Source organism: Pseudomonas sp. Z8(2022) (assembly GCF_025837155.1).
GTDB lineage: Bacteria > Pseudomonadota > Gammaproteobacteria > Pseudomonadales > Pseudomonadaceae > Aquipseudomonas.
The window spans coordinates 621771-640897 of sequence record NZ_CP107549.1 but is presented as its reverse complement, the minus strand read 5'-3'; the positions used below and the strand labels follow the sequence as shown (position 1 = coordinate 640897).

The following is a 19127-nucleotide window of genomic DNA, read 5'->3' as shown; positions in this document are numbered from 1 at the left end:
CACGTCGTGTTATTCGGTTTCCAGATCGATGTCGATGCCGAGCGAACGAATCTCTTTGATCAACACGTTGAAGGACTCGGGCATGCCCGGCTCCATGCGGTGATCGCCATCCACGATGTTCTTGTACATCTTGGTACGGCCGTTCACGTCGTCCGACTTCACCGTCAGCATTTCCTGCAGGGTGTAGGCCGCGCCGTAGGCTTCCAGAGCCCAGACCTCCATCTCCCCGAAACGCTGACCACCGAACTGCGCCTTACCACCCAGCGGCTGCTGGGTAACCAGGCTGTAGGAACCAGTGGAACGGGCGTGCATCTTGTCGTCCACCAGGTGGTTCAGTTTGAGCATGTACATGTAACCGACAGTGGTCGGGCGCTCGAACTGGTTACCGGTACGACCGTCGAACAGGCGCATCTGGCCGCTCTCAGGCAGATCGGCCAGCTTCAGCATGGCCTTGATCTCGGTTTCCTTGGCGCCGTCGAACACGGCAGTCGCCATCGGTACACCGCCTTTGAGGTTCTTCGCCAGCTCGAGGATCTCGTTGTCGGAGAACTCGTCGAGGTTTTCCTTGCGCCCACCGATCTCGTTGTAGATCTCGTTGAGGAACTTGCGCAGTTCGGCGATCTTGCGCTGCTCTTCGAGCATGCGGTTGATCTTCTCGCCCAGGCCCTTGGCCGCCAGGCCCAGGTGGGTTTCAAGGATCTGACCGACGTTCATACGCGACGGAACACCCAGCGGGTTCAGCACGATGTCGACCGGAGTACCGTTGGCGTCGTGCGGCATGTCTTCAACCGGCATGATCACCGAGACCACACCCTTGTTACCGTGACGACCGGCCATCTTGTCACCCGGCTGGATGCGACGGCGGATGGCCAGGTAGACCTTGACGATCTTCAGTACGCCCGGAGCGAGGTCGTCGCCCTGCTGCAGCTTGCGCTTCTTGTCTTCGAACTTGTCGTCGAGCATCTGACGGCGGTCGGAGATGTAGGCCTGGGCCTTCTCCAGCTGCTCGTTCAGGGCGTCGTCGGCCATGCGCAGTTTGAACCACTGGCCACGCTCGAGACCGTCAAGGAACTCGTCGGTGATCACGGTGCCTTTCTTCAGACCGGCACCGCCTTCGGCAGTGGCACCGACCAGGGCCGAACGCAGACGCTCGAAGGTCGCGCCCTCGACGATGCGGAACTCTTCGTTCAGGTCTTTGCGGATCTCGTCCAGCTGCTGCTTCTCGATCGCCAAGGCACGGCTGTCACGCTCGACGCCGTCACGGGTGAAGACCTGTACGTCGATAACGGTACCCTTGGTGCCGGTCGGCACACGCAGCGAGGTGTCCTTAACGTCGGACGCCTTCTCACCGAAGATCGCGCGCAGCAGTTTCTCTTCCGGAGTCAGCTGGGTCTCGCCTTTCGGAGTGACCTTGCCAACCAGGATGTCGCCCGGGCCGACTTCGGCGCCGACGTAGACGATACCGGCTTCGTCCAGCTTGTTCAGAGCAGCTTCACCCACGTTCGGGATGTCAGAGGAGATTTCCTCTGGGCCGAGCTTGGTGTCACGCGCCACACAGGTCAGTTCCTGAATGTGGATGGTGGTGAAGCGGTCTTCCTGAACCACGCGCTCGGACAGGCAGATGGAGTCTTCGAAGTTGAAGCCGTTCCACGGCATGAACGCGACGCGCATGTTCTGACCCAGCGCCAGTTCACCCATGTCGGTGGACGGGCCGTCGGCCATGATGTCGCCACGCGAAACCTGATCACCCTTGCTCACCAGCGGACGCTGGTTGATGCAGGTGTTCTGGTTGGAGCGGGTGTACTTGGTCAGGTTGTAGATGTCGACACCGGCTTCACCGGTTTCGACTTCGTCGTCGTTGACGCGAACCACGATACGGCTGGCGTCGACCGAGTCGATCACACCACCACGACGAGCCACCACGCATACGCCGGAGTCACGGGCGACGTTGCGCTCCATGCCGGTACCTACCAGCGGCTTGTCGGCGCGCAGGGTCGGTACAGCCTGACGCTGCATGTTCGAACCCATCAGTGCACGGTTGGCGTCGTCGTGCTCGAGGAACGGAATCAGCGAGGCAGCGACGGAAACGACCTGCTTCGGCGAAACGTCCATCAGGGTGACGTCTTCCGGCGCCTTGACGGTGAATTCGTTCAGGTGACGCACGGCAACCAGCTCGTCGACCAGCTCACCCTTGTCGTTAAGGGTGGCGGAAGCCTGCGCGATCACGTGATCGGCTTCTTCGATGGCGGACAGGAACACGATCTCGTCGGTGACCTTGCCTTCCTTGACCACACGGTACGGGCTTTCCAGGAAGCCGTACTGGTTGGTGCGGGCATAGGCAGCCAGCGAGTTGATCAGACCGATGTTCGGACCTTCAGGGGTTTCGATCGGGCACACGCGGCCGTAGTGGGTCGGGTGCACGTCGCGGACTTCGAAGCCGGCGCGCTCACGGGTCAGACCGCCTGGGCCGAGTGCGGAGACGCGACGCTTGTGGGTGATCTCGGAGAGCGGGTTGTTCTGGTCCATGAACTGCGAGAGCTGGCTGGAACCGAAGAACTCCTTCACCGCTGCCGCAACCGGCTTGGCGTTGATCAGGTCCTGCGGCATCAGGCCTTCACTTTCGGCCATCGACAGGCGTTCCTTGACCGCACGCTCTACGCGCACCAGGCCGACACGGAACTGGTTCTCGGCCATTTCGCCAACGCAACGAACGCGGCGGTTACCGAGGTGGTCGATGTCGTCGACGATGCCCTTGCCGTTACGAATATCGACCAGAGTCTTCAGTACGGCAACGATGTCTTCCTTGCTCAGCACGCCCGAACCTTCGATCTCGGTGCGACCGATACGACGGTTGAACTTCATGCGGCCAACGGCGGACAGATCGTAACGCTCGGCGCTGAAGAACAGGTTGTTGAACAGGGTCTCGGCGGCATCCTTGGTTGGCGGCTCGCCAGGACGCATCATGCGGTAGATCTCGACCAGCGCTTCCAGCTGATTGGTGGTGCTGTCGATCTTCAGGGTGTCGGAGATGAACGGACCGCAGTCGATGTCGTTGGTGTACAACGTCTCGAAACGCACAACCTGAGCCTTGGCCATCTTGGCCAGCAGGTCGGCGGTCAGCTCGGTATTGCATTCGGCGATGATCTCGCCGGTAGCCGGGTGCACGATGGCCTTGGCAGTGGTACGGCCAATGACGTAATCGAGCGGAACTTCCAGCTCCTTGATGCCAGCCTTGTCCAGCTGATTGATGTGACGGGCAGTGATACGACGACCCTGCTCCACGATCACCTTGCCGCTGGCGTCCTTGATGTCCAGGACCGCGACTTCACCGCGCAGACGCTGCGGAACCAGCTCCAGGCTCAGGGTCTCGCCCTTAACGTGGAAGACGTTGGTGTCGTAGAAGGCATCCAGCACTTCTTCGGTGCTGTAGCCCAGCGCACGCAGCAGGACGGAAGCCGGCAGTTTGCGGCGACGGTCGATACGCACGAATACCGCGTCCTTCGGGTCGAACTCGAAGTCCAGCCAGGAACCGCGGTAAGGAATGATGCGAGCGGAGTACAGCAGCTTGCCCGAGCTGTGGGTCTTGCCACGGTCGTGGTCGAAGAACACACCCGGCGAACGGTGCAGCTGGGACACGATCACACGCTCGGTACCGTTGATGACGAAGGTACCGTTCTCGGTCATGAGCGGGATTTCGCCCATGTACACTTCCTGCTCTTTGATGTCCTTGATCGCTTTGTTCGACGATTCTTTGTCGAAAATGATCAGGCGCACTTTCACGCGCAGCGGCACGGCGAAGGTCACGCCACGCAGGACGCACTCCTTGACGTCGAACGCCGGCTCGCCCAGGCGATAGCCGACGTACTCCAGAGCGGCGTTGCCGGAGTAGCTGATGATCGGGAATACGGATTTGAAGGCCGCATGCAGGCCGATGTCACGGAACTGTTCCTTGCTCACCCCTTGCTGCAGGAATTCGCGATACGAATCCAGCTGGATGGCCAGGAGGTAAGGCACATCCATGACATCCGGCAACTTGCTAAAGTCCTTGCGGATACGTTTTTTCTCAGTGTATGAGTAAGCCATCAGCGTTCCCCAGCTTGGTCACCTGCTTGTTTGGCCAGCGCCGGCGGCGATGACCAGAAAATCTTGCAAACCCTCGGTTTGCGACCGCCTCTCGGGCGGGATTTTTTCTGCTCCAGGTCGGCTGTCGAACAGCCAACCTAGAACGGAAAAAGGCCGGTGGCAAAAGCCACCAGCCATCAGCCTTATGCGAGTCGCTCGGGCTGTAGACGCAAGATGCGAACTTACTTGAGCTCGACCTTGGCGCCAGCTTCTTCCAGCTTCTTCTTGGCGTCTTCTGCAGCTTCTTTGCTCAGGCCTTCAGCGATGACCTGAGGAGCGCCGTCGACTTTCTCTTTGGCTTCTTTCAGACCCAGACCGGTCAGCTCGCGAACAGCCTTGATCACGTTCACTTTCTTGTCGCCGGCTTCAGCCAGAACAACGTTGAACTCGGTCTGCTCTTCAGCAGCGGCAGCAGCACCAGCAGCCGGGCCAGCGGCAACGGCAGCAGCAGCGGTAACGCCGAAGGTTTCTTCCATCGCCTTGATCAGCTCAACGATTTCCATAACGGATTTCTGGCCGATAGCTTCGATGATTTGCTCGTTAGTCAGAGACATGACTATCAATTCCTGTATTGGGGTGACGGCCTACGCGACCATCAAATTAAACGTTTGATTTCGAAAGTGCTCACGCCGCCTTAGGCAGCAGCAGCTTCTTTCTGGTCGCGAATAGCTGCCAGTGTGCGAGCGAGCTTGCTGGTGGCGCCTTGGATAACGCTCATCAGCTGCGCAATGCCCTCATCACGGGTCGGCAGGCTTGCCAGTACGTCGATCTGGTTTGCTGCGAGGAACTTGCCCTCGAACGCAGCTGCCTTGATCTCGAACTTGTCCTGACCCTTGGCGAACTCCTTGAACAGACGAGCAGCAGCGCCCGGGTGTTCGTTGGAGAAAGCGATCAGGGTCGGGCCTTTGAACACGTCGTTGAGCACGTCGAACTGAGTGCCTTCAACGGCGCGCTTGAGCAGGGTGTTACGCACGACTTTCACGTACACACCAGCTTCGCGGGCCTCTTTACGGAGTCCGGTCATTGCGCCGACGGTCACGCCACGGGCATCAGCCACGACAGCGGACAGACCGGCTTTGGCAGCCTCGTTGACTTCAGCGACGATGGCCTTCTTGTCTTCGAGTTTAATTGCCACGGGTTTACTCCTGGATTTTACCGTTTCGCCAAACCGAGGTTCGGCGGCGTTTTGGTGTCTGATTCGGTAACGAATCGGGAGCACCATCTGCGTAGGCCATCAGGCGAACCTGACATTTAAAACGCGAGTCACCTACGGTCTTGGATAGCCCCCGCCAGGCAGGGACCCCAATCTTTCAAGGCCGACAGCACGCACGCTGCCGGCCAATCACTTACGCGTCGAGCGAAGCCTGATCGATGATCAGACCCGGCCCCATGGTGGTGCTCAGGGTCACGCGCTTGACGTAGATGCCTTTCGAAGTCGACGGCTTCAGACGCTTCAGGTCAGCCAGCAGGGCTTCCACGTTCTGCTTCAGCGCAGCGGCTTCGAAGCCGACCTTGCCAACGGAGGTGTGGATGATGCCGTTCTTGTCGGTACGGAAACGCACCTGACCAGCCTTGGCATTCTTGACAGCGGTAGCGACGTCCGGAGTCACGGTGCCGACTTTCGGGTTCGGCATCAGGCCGCGCGGACCGAGAACCTGACCCAGCTGGCCAACAACACGCATGGCGTCCGGAGAAGCGATGACCACGTCGTAGTTCAGATCACCGGCCTTCATTTCGGCAGCCAGATCATCCATACCGACCTTGTCAGCACCGGCAGCCAGGGCAGCTTCAGCGCCCGGGCCCTGGGTGAACACGGCAACGCGTACGGTTTTGCCAGTGCCGTTCGGCAGAACGGTGGCGCCACGTACAACCTGGTCGGATTTACGCGGGTCTACACCCAGGTTCACGGCGACGTCGAAGGACTCGGTGAACTTGACGGCAGACAGCTCGGCCAGCAGGCTGGCAGCTTCTTCGAAGGTGTAGGCCTTGCCGGCTTCAACCTTGGCCGCGATGGCCTTTTGGCGCTTGGTCAACTTAGCCATTACACACCCTCCACGTTCAGGCCCATGCTACGAGCGGAGCCGGCGATGGTGCGCACGGCCGCATCCAGGTCAGCGGCAGTCAGATCAGCCTGTTTGGTCTTGGCGATCTCTTCCAGCTGAGCACGGGTAACGGTGCCTACTTTGACGGTGTTCGGACGAGCGGAACCGCTGGTCAGGCCAGCGGCCTTCTTCAGCAGTACAGCAGCCGGGGTGCTCTTGGTTTCAAAGGTAAAGCTGCGGTCACTGTATACAGTGATGATCACGGGAGTCGGCAGACCCGGCTCGACGCCTTGAGTCTTGGCGTTGAACGCCTTGCAGAATTCCATGATGTTCACACCGTGCTGACCCAGAGCGGGACCAACGGGTGGCGACGGGTTTGCCTGACCGGCTTTAACCTGCAGCTTGATATAAGCCTGAATCTTCTTAGCCATTAGCTACTCCAATTTCGGGTTCGAACGCCTGACGGCTCCCCGAGGTTACTTACGCATTTATCCCAGTGACGACAAAACCCCGCAGCCTGCGGCTGCGGGGTGAGGGATGCTTATGTCAGTTATGCCTTCTCGACCTGACTGAACTCCAGCTCGACCGGGGTGGAGCGACCAAAAATGGTCACAGCAACCTGGATGCGGCTCTTTTCGTAATTCACTTCTTCGACCACGCCACCGAAATCGGCGAACGGACCATCGACAACACGAACCATCTCGCCCGGCTCGAACAGCGTCTTCGGCTTGGGCTTGTCGCCACTGTCAGCGACACGACGCAGGATGGCTTCAGCTTCTTTCTCAGTGATGGGCGCCGGTTTGTCGGCAGTACCACCGATGAAGCCCATGACGCGCGGCGTATCCTTGATCAAGTGCCAAGTCGCCTCGTTCATTTCCATCTGCACAAGAACGTAGCCAGGGAAGAACTTGCGCTCACTCTTGCGCTTCTGACCATTGCGCATCTCGACCACTTCTTCAGTGGGAACGAGAATCTCGCCGAAGTCATCTTCCATACCAGCCAGTTTCACGCGCTCGATGAGCGAGCGCATGACATGCTTCTCGTAACCCGAGTAAGCATGCACGACGTACCAACGCTTAGCCACGAGACACCCTTAACCAACAATCAGGGAAATAAGCCAACCGAGCAGGGAATCGAGCCCCCACAACAGCAGCGCCATCACCAGAACAACAGCAACCACGATCAGAGTGGTCTGCGTGGTTTCCTGGCGGGTCGGCCAGACAACCTTACGAATTTCGACGCGCGCTTCTTTCAGCAGCACCGCGAAAGATTGGCCACGAGCAGTCTGAAACGCCACGAAAGCAGCAAGACCACCCAGCACAACCAGACCCAGAACGCGATACAGAACCGGCTCAGCAGAGAAGTACTGATTACCCACGACACCCACAACAACCAGGGCAGCGACAACCAGCCACTTGACCAGATCAAAGCGAGAGTCTTTGGCTTCAGCCTTAGCATTCATTCGAGAGGATCCTGTGAAAGACACGCCAAATTCGTTAGAAAATGGCAGGTCAGGAGGGAATCGAACCCCCAACCTGCGGTTTTGGAGACCGCCGCTCTGCCAATTGAGCTACTGACCTAGAACAAAATCAGGCCGACCATTATGCCGGCCCGAGAGGGACAGATCAACCGATTATTCGATGATCTTGGCAACCACGCCGGCACCGACGGTACGACCGCCTTCGCGAATTGCGAAGCGCAGGCCGTCTTCCATGGCGATCGGCTTGATCAGGGTGACAACCATCTTGATGTTGTCGCCCGGCATTACCATCTCAACGCCTTCCGGCAGTTCGCACGAACCGGTTACGTCAGTGGTACGGAAGTAGAACTGCGGACGGTAGCCCTTGAAGAACGGGGTGTGACGACCACCTTCTTCCTTGGACAATACGTACACTTCTGCTTCGAACTTGGTGTGCGGCTTGATGGTGCCCGGCTTGGCCAGAACCTGACCACGCTCGACTTCATCACGCTTGGTGCCGCGCAGCAGCACGCCGCAGTTCTCACCAGCACGACCTTCATCCAGCAGCTTGCGGAACATCTCAACGCCGGTGCAGGTGGTTTTGGTGGTCGGACGCAGACCAACGATTTCGATTTCTTCCTGGACCTTGACGATACCGCGCTCAACACGACCGGTCACTACAGTACCGCGGCCGGAGATCGAGAACACGTCTTCGATCGGCATCAGGAACGGCTTGTCGATGGCACGAACCGGCTCCGGAATGTAGGTATCCAGAGTCTCGACCAGCTTCTTGACAGCAGAAGTGCCCAGCTCGTTGGTGTCTTCGCCGTTCAGAGCCATCAGCGCGGAGCCGATGATGATCGGAGTGTCGTCACCCGGGAAGTCGTAGGTGCTCAGCAGGTCGCGAACTTCCATCTCGACCAGTTCCAGCAGCTCAGCGTCGTCAACCATGTCAGCCTTGTTCAGGAAGACAACGATGTACGGTACGCCTACCTGACGGGACAGCAGGATGTGCTCACGGGTTTGCGGCATGGGGCCGTCGGCAGCCGAGCAGACCAGGATCGCGCCGTCCATCTGGGCAGCACCGGTGATCATGTTCTTCACGTAGTCGGCGTGGCCCGGGCAGTCAACGTGCGCGTAGTGACGAATGTTGGAGTCGTACTCTACGTGCGCGGTGTTGATGGTGATACCACGAGCTTTTTCTTCCGGAGCGCTGTCGATCTTGTCGAAGTCAACCTTGGCCGAACCGAAAACTTCGGAGCAGACGCGGGTCAGAGCAGCGGTCAGAGTGGTTTTACCGTGGTCAACGTGACCGATGGTGCCAACGTTGACGTGCGGTTTGTTACGTTCGAATTTCTCTTTAGCCATCTTGACCGTCTCCTAGCGAAGAATTGAGCAAGCTATGCCGCCATTAAAACAAAGGCAGATACTTTCATATCTGCCTTTATTAGATGGAGCTCATGAGCGGACTTGAACCGCTGACCTCACCCTTACCAAGGGTGTGCTCTACCAACTGAGCTACATGAGCCAAACTCTATTGCGCCAACAACAAACTGGAGCGGGTAGCGGGAATCGAACCCGCATCATCAGCTTGGAAGGCTGAGGTTCTACCACTGAACTATACCCGCGGAGCCTGTAGCTCACGCTGAATCTGGTGGAGGGGGAAGGATTCGAACCTTCGAAGTCGATGACGTCAGATTTACAGTCTGATCCCTTTGGCCGCTCGGGAACCCCTCCAAAGTGAGGCGGCATTTTCTAGATCTGCCACCCTGCTGTCAAGCTTTTTCTCATTAAAATCTTGAGGTTAGCTACTTTGACAACATCTTCGTCGGGAACCAACTTTGACCACCCTGCGAAGCGGGCGCCATTCTATGCAAACTACTGAGGCAATGCAACGCCTTCACAAGGCATTAATTGATGCTGCAAACCTGCAAAGTCTCCGGCAAGTCGCCCAAGCAGGTACTCGTCAGCCAGACGACGGCTTTGCGGAGCTACACGCACCCAGAAATTGCGGTGCGCGCGCGGCAATTCGCGGATCTGCGGCTCGTAGCCCACATCACGCAGACGCTGCATCACGCTGTTGGCCGAATCGTTGCGCGGGAATATGCCAAGCGATATGCCATTGGCGAGTTCCCCCTGAGTGATGATGTAGCTATCGATACGCCGCGCCTGCAGTTCACGCAACTGCCTCAGCGAGGCCTGGCGAGAAGCCAGAGGCGGCAGATATACCCAGTACTCGACACCAGCCGCCGCATCGACACTGCGCACATCGGCCTGGATATCCAGACTCAACAGACGCTGCTCGACGACCTTCGCCCGGGCCTCCTCCTCGAAACTGCCAAGGAAGAGACAAACAGCCGCTTCAGGAGAGACCTCAGCGACCGGCGCCGCAGTTTGGCTACGCGGGCTGGAAGCCCCAACCTCACTCAGCAGACGAATATCCTTGCGAGCCGTCTGATAGGCATCCGCCGGAGCAACCTCCTTGGCACGCAGAGGCGCCTGCTGCTGATGCCAGACGTAATAGAAGGCATTAAGTAGCAGGAGCAATAGCAGAATCCAGCGCATGCTTCGCCTCAACTCAAGGGACAGGCGATCGCCAGCCCGACAAATACCAGATCCGTAACGACCTGCGCTCCCGGCACGATATCACGCACCAGCTCCGCATCCCCACCAGTCAGAAAGACTTCGAACCCCTCAGGGAAACGAGCGCGCGCCTGAAGCAGCTGCTCGGCAACGAAGCCGCGGAGCATCAGCAAACAACCGCGCTCGACCGCCTCGGCAGTCGAGCGCCCGGGCTCAAGTTCCTGCAAGGCCGCTAGCGCGACTTCACGATCATAGCGAATACGCCTCGTATGCGTGCTCAGCTGATCCCGCATCAACGGCAGCCCGGGACAAATGAATCCTCCCTGATGCTTACCATCGGCCGCTATGAAGTCAGCAGTCACCGCCGTACCCAGATCGACCACCAGACAAGCACGCTGCCCCAGGTGATAGGCTCCCAACACAGCGAGCCAGCGATCCAGACCTAGACGGCGATAGTCCTCATAACCGTTCTGTACAGCACCGACCTGACTGGCCGACTGAGCACAGACCGCCTCAACCCCAAGAAGCTCGCGCAGGCGCGCCACAAGTTGCTCGGTCTCCGCATCGCTGCGCACACTGACCAGCCTACAGCGACTCACTCGCAATCCCTGAGTCGAAGCCAGAGACTCAAAGAGAGCAGAATCAGAATCCACGACACCCGCGAAGAGTCGCTGACTTCCATCTTCGGAAATCACTCGCCACTTGATAAAGCTGTTACCGCAGTCGAGCTCAAGAATCATGCTGCAACCTCAGGCTCAACTCTCCACCACTGTAAGCGCGCTCGACGCCATCCACACTCAGGCGAATTGCACCCCGCTCATCAACACCAAGCACGACTCCCTGGATCGCATTGCTCCCGGCGGTCAACGCCACAGAGCGTCCCCGCCATGCATGCAGCGCCTCCCACTCCTCCCGCAAACCGGCGAAGCCATGCTGCCAGTGCACGGAAAGGTAGTCGCGCAACTGCAGGAGCAACACTGCAGCCAAATCATTTCGATCGACCATACGGCCCACACACTGCCGGACGGATGTCCACGGCTGATCGACAGCATCAGCCGCTTCCGCCATGTTCACGTTGATACCGATGCCTATCACGACATGGCAGACATCGGCCGGATCGCCAGCGAGCTCCAGGAGAATCCCGGATATCTTTCGCCCTTCGACCAGCACGTCATTGGGCCACTTCAGCTGTGCGCTCTTCACACCGCATGCCTGCAATGCCTTAACGACAGCGAGCCCCACCGTCAGACTCAATGCCTCGATCTGGCTCATCCCACCATCGACACGCAGCACGACGCTGCAGTAGAGATTATCTGCGAACGGACTGACCCAGACGCGCCCGCGCCGACCACGGCCAGCCGTCTGACGCTCAGCCAGCAAGACAAAAGGCGCTCGCGCCCCTGCCCCGAGACGGCGAAAGATCTCGGCATTCGTGGAATCTACGCTCGGCTCGACTGCCACCGGCCAGCCCAGATCAGGTATAGCTTGAGATATCCGCTCGGCATCGAGCAGGATCATGGGCGACGACAACCGATAGCCGCGACCAGGGACCTTGAATACCTCGACCCCCAGCTCTGCCTCCAGGCCCTGCAACTGCTTCCAGATGGCGCTGCGACTTATCCCGAGCTGCCCTCCGAGGGCTTCACCGGAATGGAATCGACCATCCTGCAGAAGTTTCAACAATTCCAGCATGCGAGGCCCCGCTACGAACAAGGCTGGCATGATAACGATGGGGCCTCGGCTTGCATAGAAAACGGCGAGCTGAAGACACGACCTGACGCGATGAATCGCTACCAGGCACGCGAACTTGGCGGTCAACAAGCAGCACGAGCATGTGCAGGCCAAGACAGTTTCCGCACCACAAAGAAGAAACCCCAGACCTCTTTGGAGATCTGGGGTTTCGTATAGGAGCTTGACGATGACCTACTCTCACATGGTGAAGCACCACACTACCATCGGCGATGCGTCGTTTCACTTCTGAGTTCGGGATGGGATCAGGTGGTTCCAACGCTCTATGGTCGTCAAGCAATTCGGTTGGGATGTCGTCATGGACGCTATCCCTTGGATACGTGATAGAGGCTTGTAGCTCTCGCAAATTTTCGGCTTTCTGTCGACTTCACCATCGACACCCTCTGCTTTGAGGGCAGATTGTTTGGGTGTTATATGGTCAAGCCTCACGGGCAATTAGTATTGGTTAGCTCAACGCCTCACAGCGCTTACACACCCAACCTATCAACGTCGTAGTCTTCGACGGCCCTTTAGGGAGCTCAAGGCTCCAGTGAGATCTCATCTTGAGGCAAGTTTCCCGCTTAGATGCTTTCAGCGGTTATCTCTTCCGAACATAGCTACCCGGCAATGCCACTGGCGTGACAACCGGAACACCAGAGGTTCGTCCAACCCGGTCCTCTCGTACTAAGGTCAGCCCCTCTCAAATCTCAAACGTCCACGGCAGATAGGGACCGAACTGTCTCACGACGTTCTAAACCCAGCTCGCGTACCACTTTAAATGGCGAACAGCCATACCCTTGGGACCGGCTTCAGCCCCAGGATGTGATGAGCCGACATCGAGGTGCCAAACACCGCCGTCGATATGAACTCTTGGGCGGTATCAGCCTGTTATCCCCGGAGTACCTTTTATCCGTTGAGCGATGGCCCTTCCATACAGAACCACCGGATCACTAAGACCTACTTTCGTACCTGCTCGACGTGTCTGTCTCGCAGTCAAGCGCGCTTTTGCCTTTATACTCTACGACCGATTTCCGACCGGTCTGAGCGCACCTTCGTACTCCTCCGTTACTCTTTGGGAGGAGACCGCCCCAGTCAAACTACCCACCATACACTGTCCTCGATCCGGATGACGGACCAGAGTTAGAACCTCAAGGTTGCCAGGGTGGTATTTCAAGGATGGCTCCATGAGAACTGGCGTCCCCACTTCAAAGCCTCCCACCTATCCTACACAAGCAAGCTCAAAGTCCAGTGCAAAGCTATAGTAAAGGTTCACGGGGTCTTTCCGTCTAGCCGCGGATACACTGCATCTTCACAGCGATTTCAATTTCACTGAGTCTCGGGTGGAGACAGCGCCGCCATCGTTACGCCATTCGTGCAGGTCGGAACTTACCCGACAAGGAATTTCGCTACCTTAGGACCGTTATAGTTACGGCCGCCGTTTACCGGGGCTTCGATCAAGAGCTTCGCTTGCGCTAACCCCATCAATTAACCTTCCGGCACCGGGCAGGCGTCACACCCTATACGTCCACTTTCGTGTTTGCAGAGTGCTGTGTTTTTAATAAACAGTCGCAGCGGCCTGGTATCTTCGACCGGCATGGGCTTACGTAGTAAATACTTCACCCTCACCGGCGCACCTTCTCCCGAAGTTACGGTGCCATTTTGCCTAGTTCCTTCACCCGAGTTCTCTCAAGCGCCTTGGTATTCTCTACCTAACCACCTGTGTCGGTTTGGGGTACGGTTCCTAGTTACCTGAAGCTTAGAAGCTTTTCCTGGAAGCATGGCATCAACCACTTCGCATTCTAAAAGAACGCTCGTCATCAGCTCTCGGCCTTGATCTCCCGGATTTACCTAAGAAACCAGCCTACAACCTTAAACACGGACAACCAACGCCGTGCTGGCCTAGCCTTCTCCGTCCCTCCATCGCAGTAACTAGAAGTACGGGAATATTAACCCGTTTCCCATCGACTACGCATTTCTGCCTCGCCTTAGGGGCCGACTAACCCTGCGTCGATTAACGTTGCGCAGGAAACCTTGGTCTTTCGGCGTGCGAGTTTTTCACTCGCATTGTCGTTACTCATGTCAGCATTCGCACTTCTGATACCTCCAGCAAGCTTCTCAACTCACCTTCACAGGCTTACAGAACGCTCCTCTACCGCTCACACAAAGTGTGAACCCGTAGCTTCGGTGTATGGTTTGAGCCCCGTTACATCTTCCGCGCAGGCCGACTCGACTAGTGAGCTATTACGCTTTCTTTAAAGGATGGCTGCTTCTAAGCCAACCTCCTAGCTGTCTAAGCCTTCCCACATCGTTTCCCACTTAACCATAACTTTGGGACCTTAGCTGACGGTCTGGGTTGTTTCCCTTTTCACGACGGACGTTAGCACCCGCCGTGTGTCTCCCGTGCTGACACTTGCTGGTATTCGGAGTTTGCATCGGTTTGGTAAGTCGGGATGACCCCCTAGCCGAAACAGTGCTCTACCCCCAGCAGTGATACACGAGGCGCTACCTAAATAGCTTTCGAGGAGAACCAGCTATCTCCGAGCTTGATTAGCCTTTCACTCCGATCCACAGGTCATCCGCTAACTTTTCAACGGTAGTCGGTTCGGTCCTCCAGTCAGTGTTACCTAACCTTCAACCTGCCCATGGATAGATCGCCCGGTTTCGGGTCTATACCCAGCGACTAAAGCGCCCTATTAAGACTCGCTTTCGCTACGCCTCCCCTATTCGGTTAAGCTCGCCACTGAATATAAGTCGCTGACCCATTATACAAAAGGTACGCAGTCACCCAACAAAGTGGGCTCCCACTGCTTGTACGCATACGGTTTCAGGTTCTATTTCACTCCCCTCTCCGGGGTTCTTTTCGCCTTTCCCTCACGGTACTGGTTCACTATCGGTCAGTCAGTAGTATTTAGCCTTGGAGGATGGTCCCCCCATGTTCAGACAAGGTTTCTCGTGCCCCGTCCTACTCGATTTCATTGATAAGAGCGTTTCGTGTACGGGGCTATCACCCACTACGGCGGCACTTTCCAGAGCCTTCCACTACACTCAAATCAACTTAAGGGCTAGTCCCCGTTCGCTCGCCACTACTTAGGGAATCTCGGTTGATTTCTTTTCCTCAGGGTACTTAGATGTTTCAGTTCCCCTGGTTCGCCTCTTGCACCTATGGATTCAGTACAAGATACCTAGGTTATCCTAGGTGGGTTCCCCCATTCAGAGATCTCTGGATCACAGTCTGTTTGCCGACTCCCCAAAGCTTTTCGCAGGCTACCACGTCTTTCATCGCCTCTGACTGCCAAGGCATCCACCGTATGCGCTTCTTCACTTGACCATATAACCCCAAGCAATCTGGTTACTGTCTCAATCGTGAAGACGACATTCGCCGAAAATTTGCGTCTTGAGAACTACAAATTTTGCCTTGATTAACAACGTGCAGTGAAACACGTCGTTAGTCACTTCTATCACATATCCAAATTTTTAAAGAACGAGTACCGGTCAAAAGACCAGAAATCAGCACTCAACAGGCAACCCTGAAGCGCTCATTTCTGAACTCTCTACGATCATGCTGTAATGGTGGAGCCAAGCGGGATCGAACCGCTGACCTCCTGCGTGCAAAGCAGGCGCTCTCCCAGCTGAGCTATGGCCCCGTAAGCATCTGCACCTGAATTGGTAGGTCTGGGCAGATTTGAACTGCCGACCTCACCCTTATCAGGGGTGCGCTCTAACCAACTGAGCTACAGACCTATAACAGGGTCGCCGCGTTACAGCATCGTCTTCTACAGTGAATCAAGCAATTCGTGTGGGAACTTATGAAGAAGCTGATGTCTTCGATTAAGGAGGTGATCCAGCCGCAGGTTCCCCTACGGCTACCTTGTTACGACTTCACCCCAGTCATGAATCACTCCGTGGTAACCGTCCCCCCGAAGGTTAGACTAGCTACTTCTGGAGCAACCCACTCCCATGGTGTGACGGGCGGTGTGTACAAGGCCCGGGAACGTATTCACCGTGACATTCTGATTCACGATTACTAGCGATTCCGACTTCACGCAGTCGAGTTGCAGACTGCGATCCGGACTACGATCGGTTTTATGGGATTAGCTCCACCTCGCGGCTTGGCAACCCTTTGTACCGACCATTGTAGCACGTGTGTAGCCCTGGCCGTAAGGGCCATGATGACTTGACGTCATCCCCACCTTCCTCCGGTTTGTCACCGGCAGTCTCCTTAGAGTGCCCACCCGAGGTGCTGGTAACTAAGGACAAGGGTTGCGCTCGTTACGGGACTTAACCCAACATCTCACGACACGAGCTGACGACAGCCATGCAGCACCTGTGTCTGAGTTCCCGAAGGCACCAATCCATCTCTGGAAAGTTCTCAGCATGTCAAGGCCAGGTAAGGTTCTTCGCGTTGCTTCGAATTAAACCACATGCTCCACCGCTTGTGCGGGCCCCCGTCAATTCATTTGAGTTTTAACCTTGCGGCCGTACTCCCCAGGCGGTCAACTTAATGCGTTAGCTGCGCCACTAAGATCTCAAGGATCCCAACGGCTAGTTGACATCGTTTACGGCGTGGACTACCAGGGTATCTAATCCTGTTTGCTCCCCACGCTTTCGCACCTCAGTGTCAGTATCAGTCCAGGTAGTCGCCTTCGCCACTGGTGTTCCTTCCTATATCTACGCATTTCACCGCTACACAGGAAATTCCACTACCCTCTACCGTACTCTAGCTCAGCAGTTTTGAAAGCAGTTCCCAGGTTGAGCCCGGGGATTTCACTTCCAACTTACTGAACCACCTACGCGCGCTTTACGCCCAGTAATTCCGATTAACGCTTGCACCCTTCGTATTACCGCGGCTGCTGGCACGAAGTTAGCCGGTGCTTATTCTGTCGGTAACGTCAAAATTGCACGGTATTAACGTACAACCCTTCCTCCCAACTTAAAGTGCTTTACAATCCGAAGACCTTCTTCACACACGCGGCATGGCTGGATCAGGCTTTCGCCCATTGTCCAATATTCCCCACTGCTGCCTCCCGTAGGAGTCTGGACCGTGTCTCAGTTCCAGTGTGACTGATCATCCTCTCAGACCAGTTACGGATCGTCGCCTTGGTGAGCCATTACCTCACCAACTAGCTAATCCGACCTAGGCTCATCTGATAGCGCAAGGCCCGAAGGTCCCCTGCTTTCTCCCGTAGGACGTACGCGGTATTAGCGTTCCTTTCGGAACGTTATCCCCCACTACCAGGCAGATTCCTAGGCATTACTCACCCGTCCGCCGCTAAATCCAGGAGCAAGCTCCCTTCATCCGCTCGACTTGCATGTGTTAGGCCTGCCGCCAGCGTTCAATCTGAGCCATGATCAAACTCTTCAGTTCAATACTGCTTGGGTTTTGAGAAAACCCTAAACTTGGCTCAGCAATCGCAAATAAACTCTCGAATTCACGAGTGTTACTTGTGATGCTGATAATCAGTCGACTATCAGTCTTACCTCACAAGCACCCACACGAATTGCTTGATTCAGTTGTTAAAGAGCAGTCGGTCAAGTCTTTCGTCTCAACCAAGGCCGCGCATTCTACAGCAGCCTTTCAATCTGTCAAGCTGTTTTTCGATCTTGTTTCCGAGGAAACTTCTTTCTACTCAACCACTTGCGCTTTCGATCAGAACTTCTTCTCTCCAGCGGGATGCGCATTCTACAGCGTTCAAAACCGCTGTCAACCACCTCTTTCAAACCGCTTTCGATCCATTCGACCGAACCACCAACAGGATCAAACCGCCACCCTGTCGACCGGCGCGCACTCTACACGCCAGACCCAGCCTTGCAAACCCTTCATTTAACTTAACTTATTGATTAACAAGAAGTTTTTGAAGCGCTTCGCCGCTGAAGTGGCGCGCATTCTACATCCAGCAGAATGCGCGTCAAGCTTTAATTGCGTTTATTTACTCAGCCTTGAGAGTGACGCGCGCAAAGGCCTTCTTGCCCGCCTGACAGACATGGGTCGCCCCCACCTTGAACAGGAAAGCGCGATCGACCACTTCACCGTCGACACGCACACTCCCAGAGCCCAGCAGATCCCGCGCTCCTGCCGCATTCTTCACCAGGCCTGCCTTATTAAGGACGGATGAAATCGGCATATCTTCAGCCGCAACCAGTTCGACCTCAGGCAGATCTTCCGGCAGCTCGCCATCTTTCATTCGGTTACCAGCGGAACGGTGCGCATTGGCGGCCGCCTCCTCGCCATGGAAACGCGCGACAAGCTCTTCAGCCAGCTTGATCTTGATGTCACGCGGGTTCGCCCCCTGCGCGACATCACGTCTGAACTGCTCGATCTCTTCCATCGAGCGGAAGCTGAGCAGCTCGAAGTAGCGCCACATCAGCGCATCAGGCATGGATACCAGCTTGTTGTACATCACGCCCGGCGCTTCCTGGATACCTACATAGTTGCCCAAGGACTTGGACATCTTCTTCACGCCGTCGAGACCTTCCAGCAACGGCATGGTGACGATGCACTGCGACTCCTGACCATAGGCGCGCTGCAACTCGCGCCCCATCAGCAGGTTGAACTTCTGATCGGTGCCACCCAGCTCGACGTCCGCCTTGAGCGCCACGGAGTCGTACCCTTGCACCAGCGGATAAAGGAACTCATGAATGGCGATCGGCTGATTGCTGGTGTAGCGCTTGTCGAAATCATCGCGCTCAAGCATGCGCGCCACGGTGTACTGCGAAGCCAGACGAATGAAGTCGGCAGGCTTGAGCTGATCCATCCAGGTAGAGTTGAAAGCGACCTCGGTCTTGGCCGGATCGAGAATCTTGAAGACCTGCTGCTTGTAGGTCTCAGCATTCTCCAGCACCTGCTCGCGAGTCAGCGGCGGGCGAGTGACACTCTTGCCGCTGGGGTCGCCGATCATCCCGGTGAAGTCGCCGATCAGGAATATCACCTGATGCCCCAGATCCTGGAACTGACGCAGCTTATTAATAAGGACGGTATGACCGAGGTGCAGATCTGGCGCCGTAGGATCGAAACCAGCCTTGATCCGCAGCGGCTGACCACGCTTGAGCTTTTCGACCAGCTCAGCCTCAACCAGAACCTCTTCCGCACCACGCTTGATCAGCGCCAGCTGCTCTTCGACCGACTTCATGACAAAACCCGCAACCACTGGAAATTGAAAGGGAACCAACCATACAAGATCGCGAACTAATTACAA

12 protein-coding genes, 6 tRNA genes and 3 rRNA genes are annotated in these 19127 nt (G+C 56.6%); all 21 read right to left on the bottom strand.

Features of this window, described 5'->3' with window-relative positions:
• Nucleotides 1–9: 9 nt before the first annotated feature.
• Nucleotides 10–4083: a DNA-directed RNA polymerase subunit beta gene (gene rpoB / locus OEG79_RS02975; RefSeq protein ID WP_264147384.1), complete on the bottom strand. Its 4074-nt coding sequence runs from the start codon at nt 4081–4083 to the stop codon at nt 10–12.
• 221 nt (nt 4084–4304) lie between these two features.
• Nucleotides 4305–4676, bottom strand: a complete 372-nt coding sequence (gene rplL, locus OEG79_RS02970) for a 50S ribosomal protein L7/L12 (RefSeq protein WP_264147383.1) — start codon at nt 4674–4676, stop codon at nt 4305–4307.
• A gap of 80 nt (nt 4677–4756) precedes the next feature.
• The gene (gene rplJ, locus OEG79_RS02965) at nt 4757–5257 is read right to left on the bottom strand and encodes a 50S ribosomal protein L10 (RefSeq protein ID WP_017363913.1); all 501 of its coding nucleotides are present in this window, start codon (nt 5255–5257) and stop codon (nt 4757–4759) included.
• Nucleotides 5258–5468: 211 nt separating this feature from the next.
• A complete protein-coding gene (rplA, locus tag OEG79_RS02960) occupies nt 5469–6164 on the bottom strand; it encodes a 50S ribosomal protein L1 (protein WP_004373442.1) in 696 nt (231 codons plus the stop codon).
• On the bottom strand, nt 6164–6595 hold the full coding sequence (gene rplK, locus OEG79_RS02955) for a 50S ribosomal protein L11 (protein WP_143504859.1): 432 nt from the start codon (nt 6593–6595) through the stop codon (nt 6164–6166). Before rplK ends, rplA begins: the two co-directional genes overlap by 1 nt.
• Nucleotides 6596–6714: 119 nt before the next feature.
• Nucleotides 6715–7248, bottom strand: a complete 534-nt coding sequence (gene nusG / locus OEG79_RS02950; RefSeq protein WP_004373446.1) for a transcription termination/antitermination protein NusG — start codon at nt 7246–7248, stop codon at nt 6715–6717.
• Nucleotides 7249–7257: 9 nt separating this feature from the next.
• Nucleotides 7258–7626: a preprotein translocase subunit SecE gene (gene secE, locus OEG79_RS02945; protein ID WP_264147382.1), complete on the bottom strand. Its 369-nt coding sequence runs from the start codon at nt 7624–7626 to the stop codon at nt 7258–7260.
• 42 nt (nt 7627–7668) lie between these two features.
• Nucleotides 7669–7744 (bottom strand) — tRNA-Trp (locus tag OEG79_RS02940).
• Nucleotides 7745–7797: 53 nt separating this feature from the next.
• Nucleotides 7798–8991, bottom strand: coding sequence for an elongation factor Tu (gene tuf / locus OEG79_RS02935; protein ID WP_104730409.1), 1194 nt, complete (start codon nt 8989–8991; stop codon nt 7798–7800).
• A gap of 84 nt (nt 8992–9075) precedes the next feature.
• Nucleotides 9076–9151: transfer RNA gene (locus tag OEG79_RS02930), tRNA-Thr, on the bottom strand.
• A 26-nt stretch (nt 9152–9177) separates the two neighbouring features.
• Nucleotides 9178–9251 (bottom strand) — tRNA-Gly (locus tag OEG79_RS02925).
• 24 nt (nt 9252–9275) lie between these two features.
• Nucleotides 9276–9360 (bottom strand) — tRNA-Tyr (locus tag OEG79_RS02920).
• A gap of 141 nt (nt 9361–9501) precedes the next feature.
• A complete protein-coding gene (locus tag OEG79_RS02915; protein WP_264147381.1) occupies nt 9502–10188 on the bottom strand; it encodes an SPOR domain-containing protein in 687 nt (228 codons plus the stop codon).
• Between the two features lie 8 nt (nt 10189–10196).
• Nucleotides 10197–10946: a pantothenate kinase gene (locus OEG79_RS02910; protein WP_264147380.1), complete on the bottom strand. Its 750-nt coding sequence runs from the start codon at nt 10944–10946 to the stop codon at nt 10197–10199.
• Nucleotides 10936–11898 carry a bifunctional biotin--[acetyl-CoA-carboxylase] ligase/biotin operon repressor BirA gene (birA, locus tag OEG79_RS02905; protein ID WP_264147379.1) on the bottom strand — a complete coding sequence of 321 codons (963 nt, stop codon included), beginning with the start codon at nt 11896–11898 and terminating at the stop codon, nt 10936–10938. The genes OEG79_RS02910 and birA overlap by 11 nt, the downstream gene beginning before the upstream one ends.
• Nucleotides 11899–12116: 218 nt before the next feature.
• Nucleotides 12117–12232, bottom strand: a 5S ribosomal RNA gene (rrf, locus tag OEG79_RS02900).
• A gap of 137 nt (nt 12233–12369) precedes the next feature.
• Nucleotides 12370–15262: ribosomal RNA gene (locus tag OEG79_RS02895) — 23S ribosomal RNA — on the bottom strand.
• 240 nt (nt 15263–15502) lie between these two features.
• Nucleotides 15503–15578, bottom strand: a tRNA-Ala gene (locus OEG79_RS02890).
• Nucleotides 15579–15598: 20 nt separating this feature from the next.
• Nucleotides 15599–15675 (bottom strand) — tRNA-Ile (locus OEG79_RS02885).
• Between the two features lie 88 nt (nt 15676–15763).
• Nucleotides 15764–17299, bottom strand: a 16S ribosomal RNA gene (locus OEG79_RS02880).
• Together the 16S, 23S and 5S rRNA genes with 2 tRNA genes alongside form the textbook arrangement of a ribosomal RNA operon.
• A gap of 562 nt (nt 17300–17861) precedes the next feature.
• Nucleotides 17862–19061, bottom strand: coding sequence for a tyrosine--tRNA ligase (gene tyrS / locus OEG79_RS02875; RefSeq protein WP_264147378.1), 1200 nt, complete (start codon nt 19059–19061; stop codon nt 17862–17864).
• Between the last annotated feature and the right edge of the window lie 66 nt (nt 19062–19127).

Excerpts from the sequence above, each read along its gene's own strand:
- rpoB (WP_264147384.1), bottom strand. The coding sequence starts at position 4,083 with ATGGCTTACTCATACACTGAGAAAAAACGTATCCGCAAGGACTTTAGC.
- rplL (WP_264147383.1), bottom strand. The coding sequence starts at position 4,676 with ATGTCTCTGACTAACGAGCAAATCATCGAAGCTATCGGCCAGAAATCC.
- rplA (WP_004373442.1), bottom strand. The coding sequence starts at position 6,164 with ATGGCTAAGTTGACCAAGCGCCAAAAGGCCATCGCGGCCAAGGTTGAA.
- rplK (WP_143504859.1), bottom strand. The coding sequence starts at position 6,595 with ATGGCTAAGAAGATTCAGGCTTATATCAAGCTGCAGGTTAAAGCCGGT.
- secE (WP_264147382.1), bottom strand. The coding sequence starts at position 7,626 with ATGAATGCTAAGGCTGAAGCCAAAGACTCTCGCTTTGATCTGGTCAAG.
- tuf (WP_104730409.1), bottom strand. The coding sequence starts at position 8,991 with ATGGCTAAAGAGAAATTCGAACGTAACAAACCGCACGTCAACGTTGGC.
- OEG79_RS02915 (WP_264147381.1), bottom strand. The coding sequence starts at position 10,188 with ATGCGCTGGATTCTGCTATTGCTCCTGCTACTTAATGCCTTCTATTAC.
- OEG79_RS02910 (WP_264147380.1), bottom strand. The coding sequence starts at position 10,946 with ATGATTCTTGAGCTCGACTGCGGTAACAGCTTTATCAAGTGGCGAGTG.
- birA (WP_264147379.1), bottom strand. The coding sequence starts at position 11,898 with ATGCTGGAATTGTTGAAACTTCTGCAGGATGGTCGATTCCATTCCGGT.
- tyrS (WP_264147378.1), bottom strand. The coding sequence starts at position 19,061 with ATGAAGTCGGTCGAAGAGCAGCTGGCGCTGATCAAGCGTGGTGCGGAA.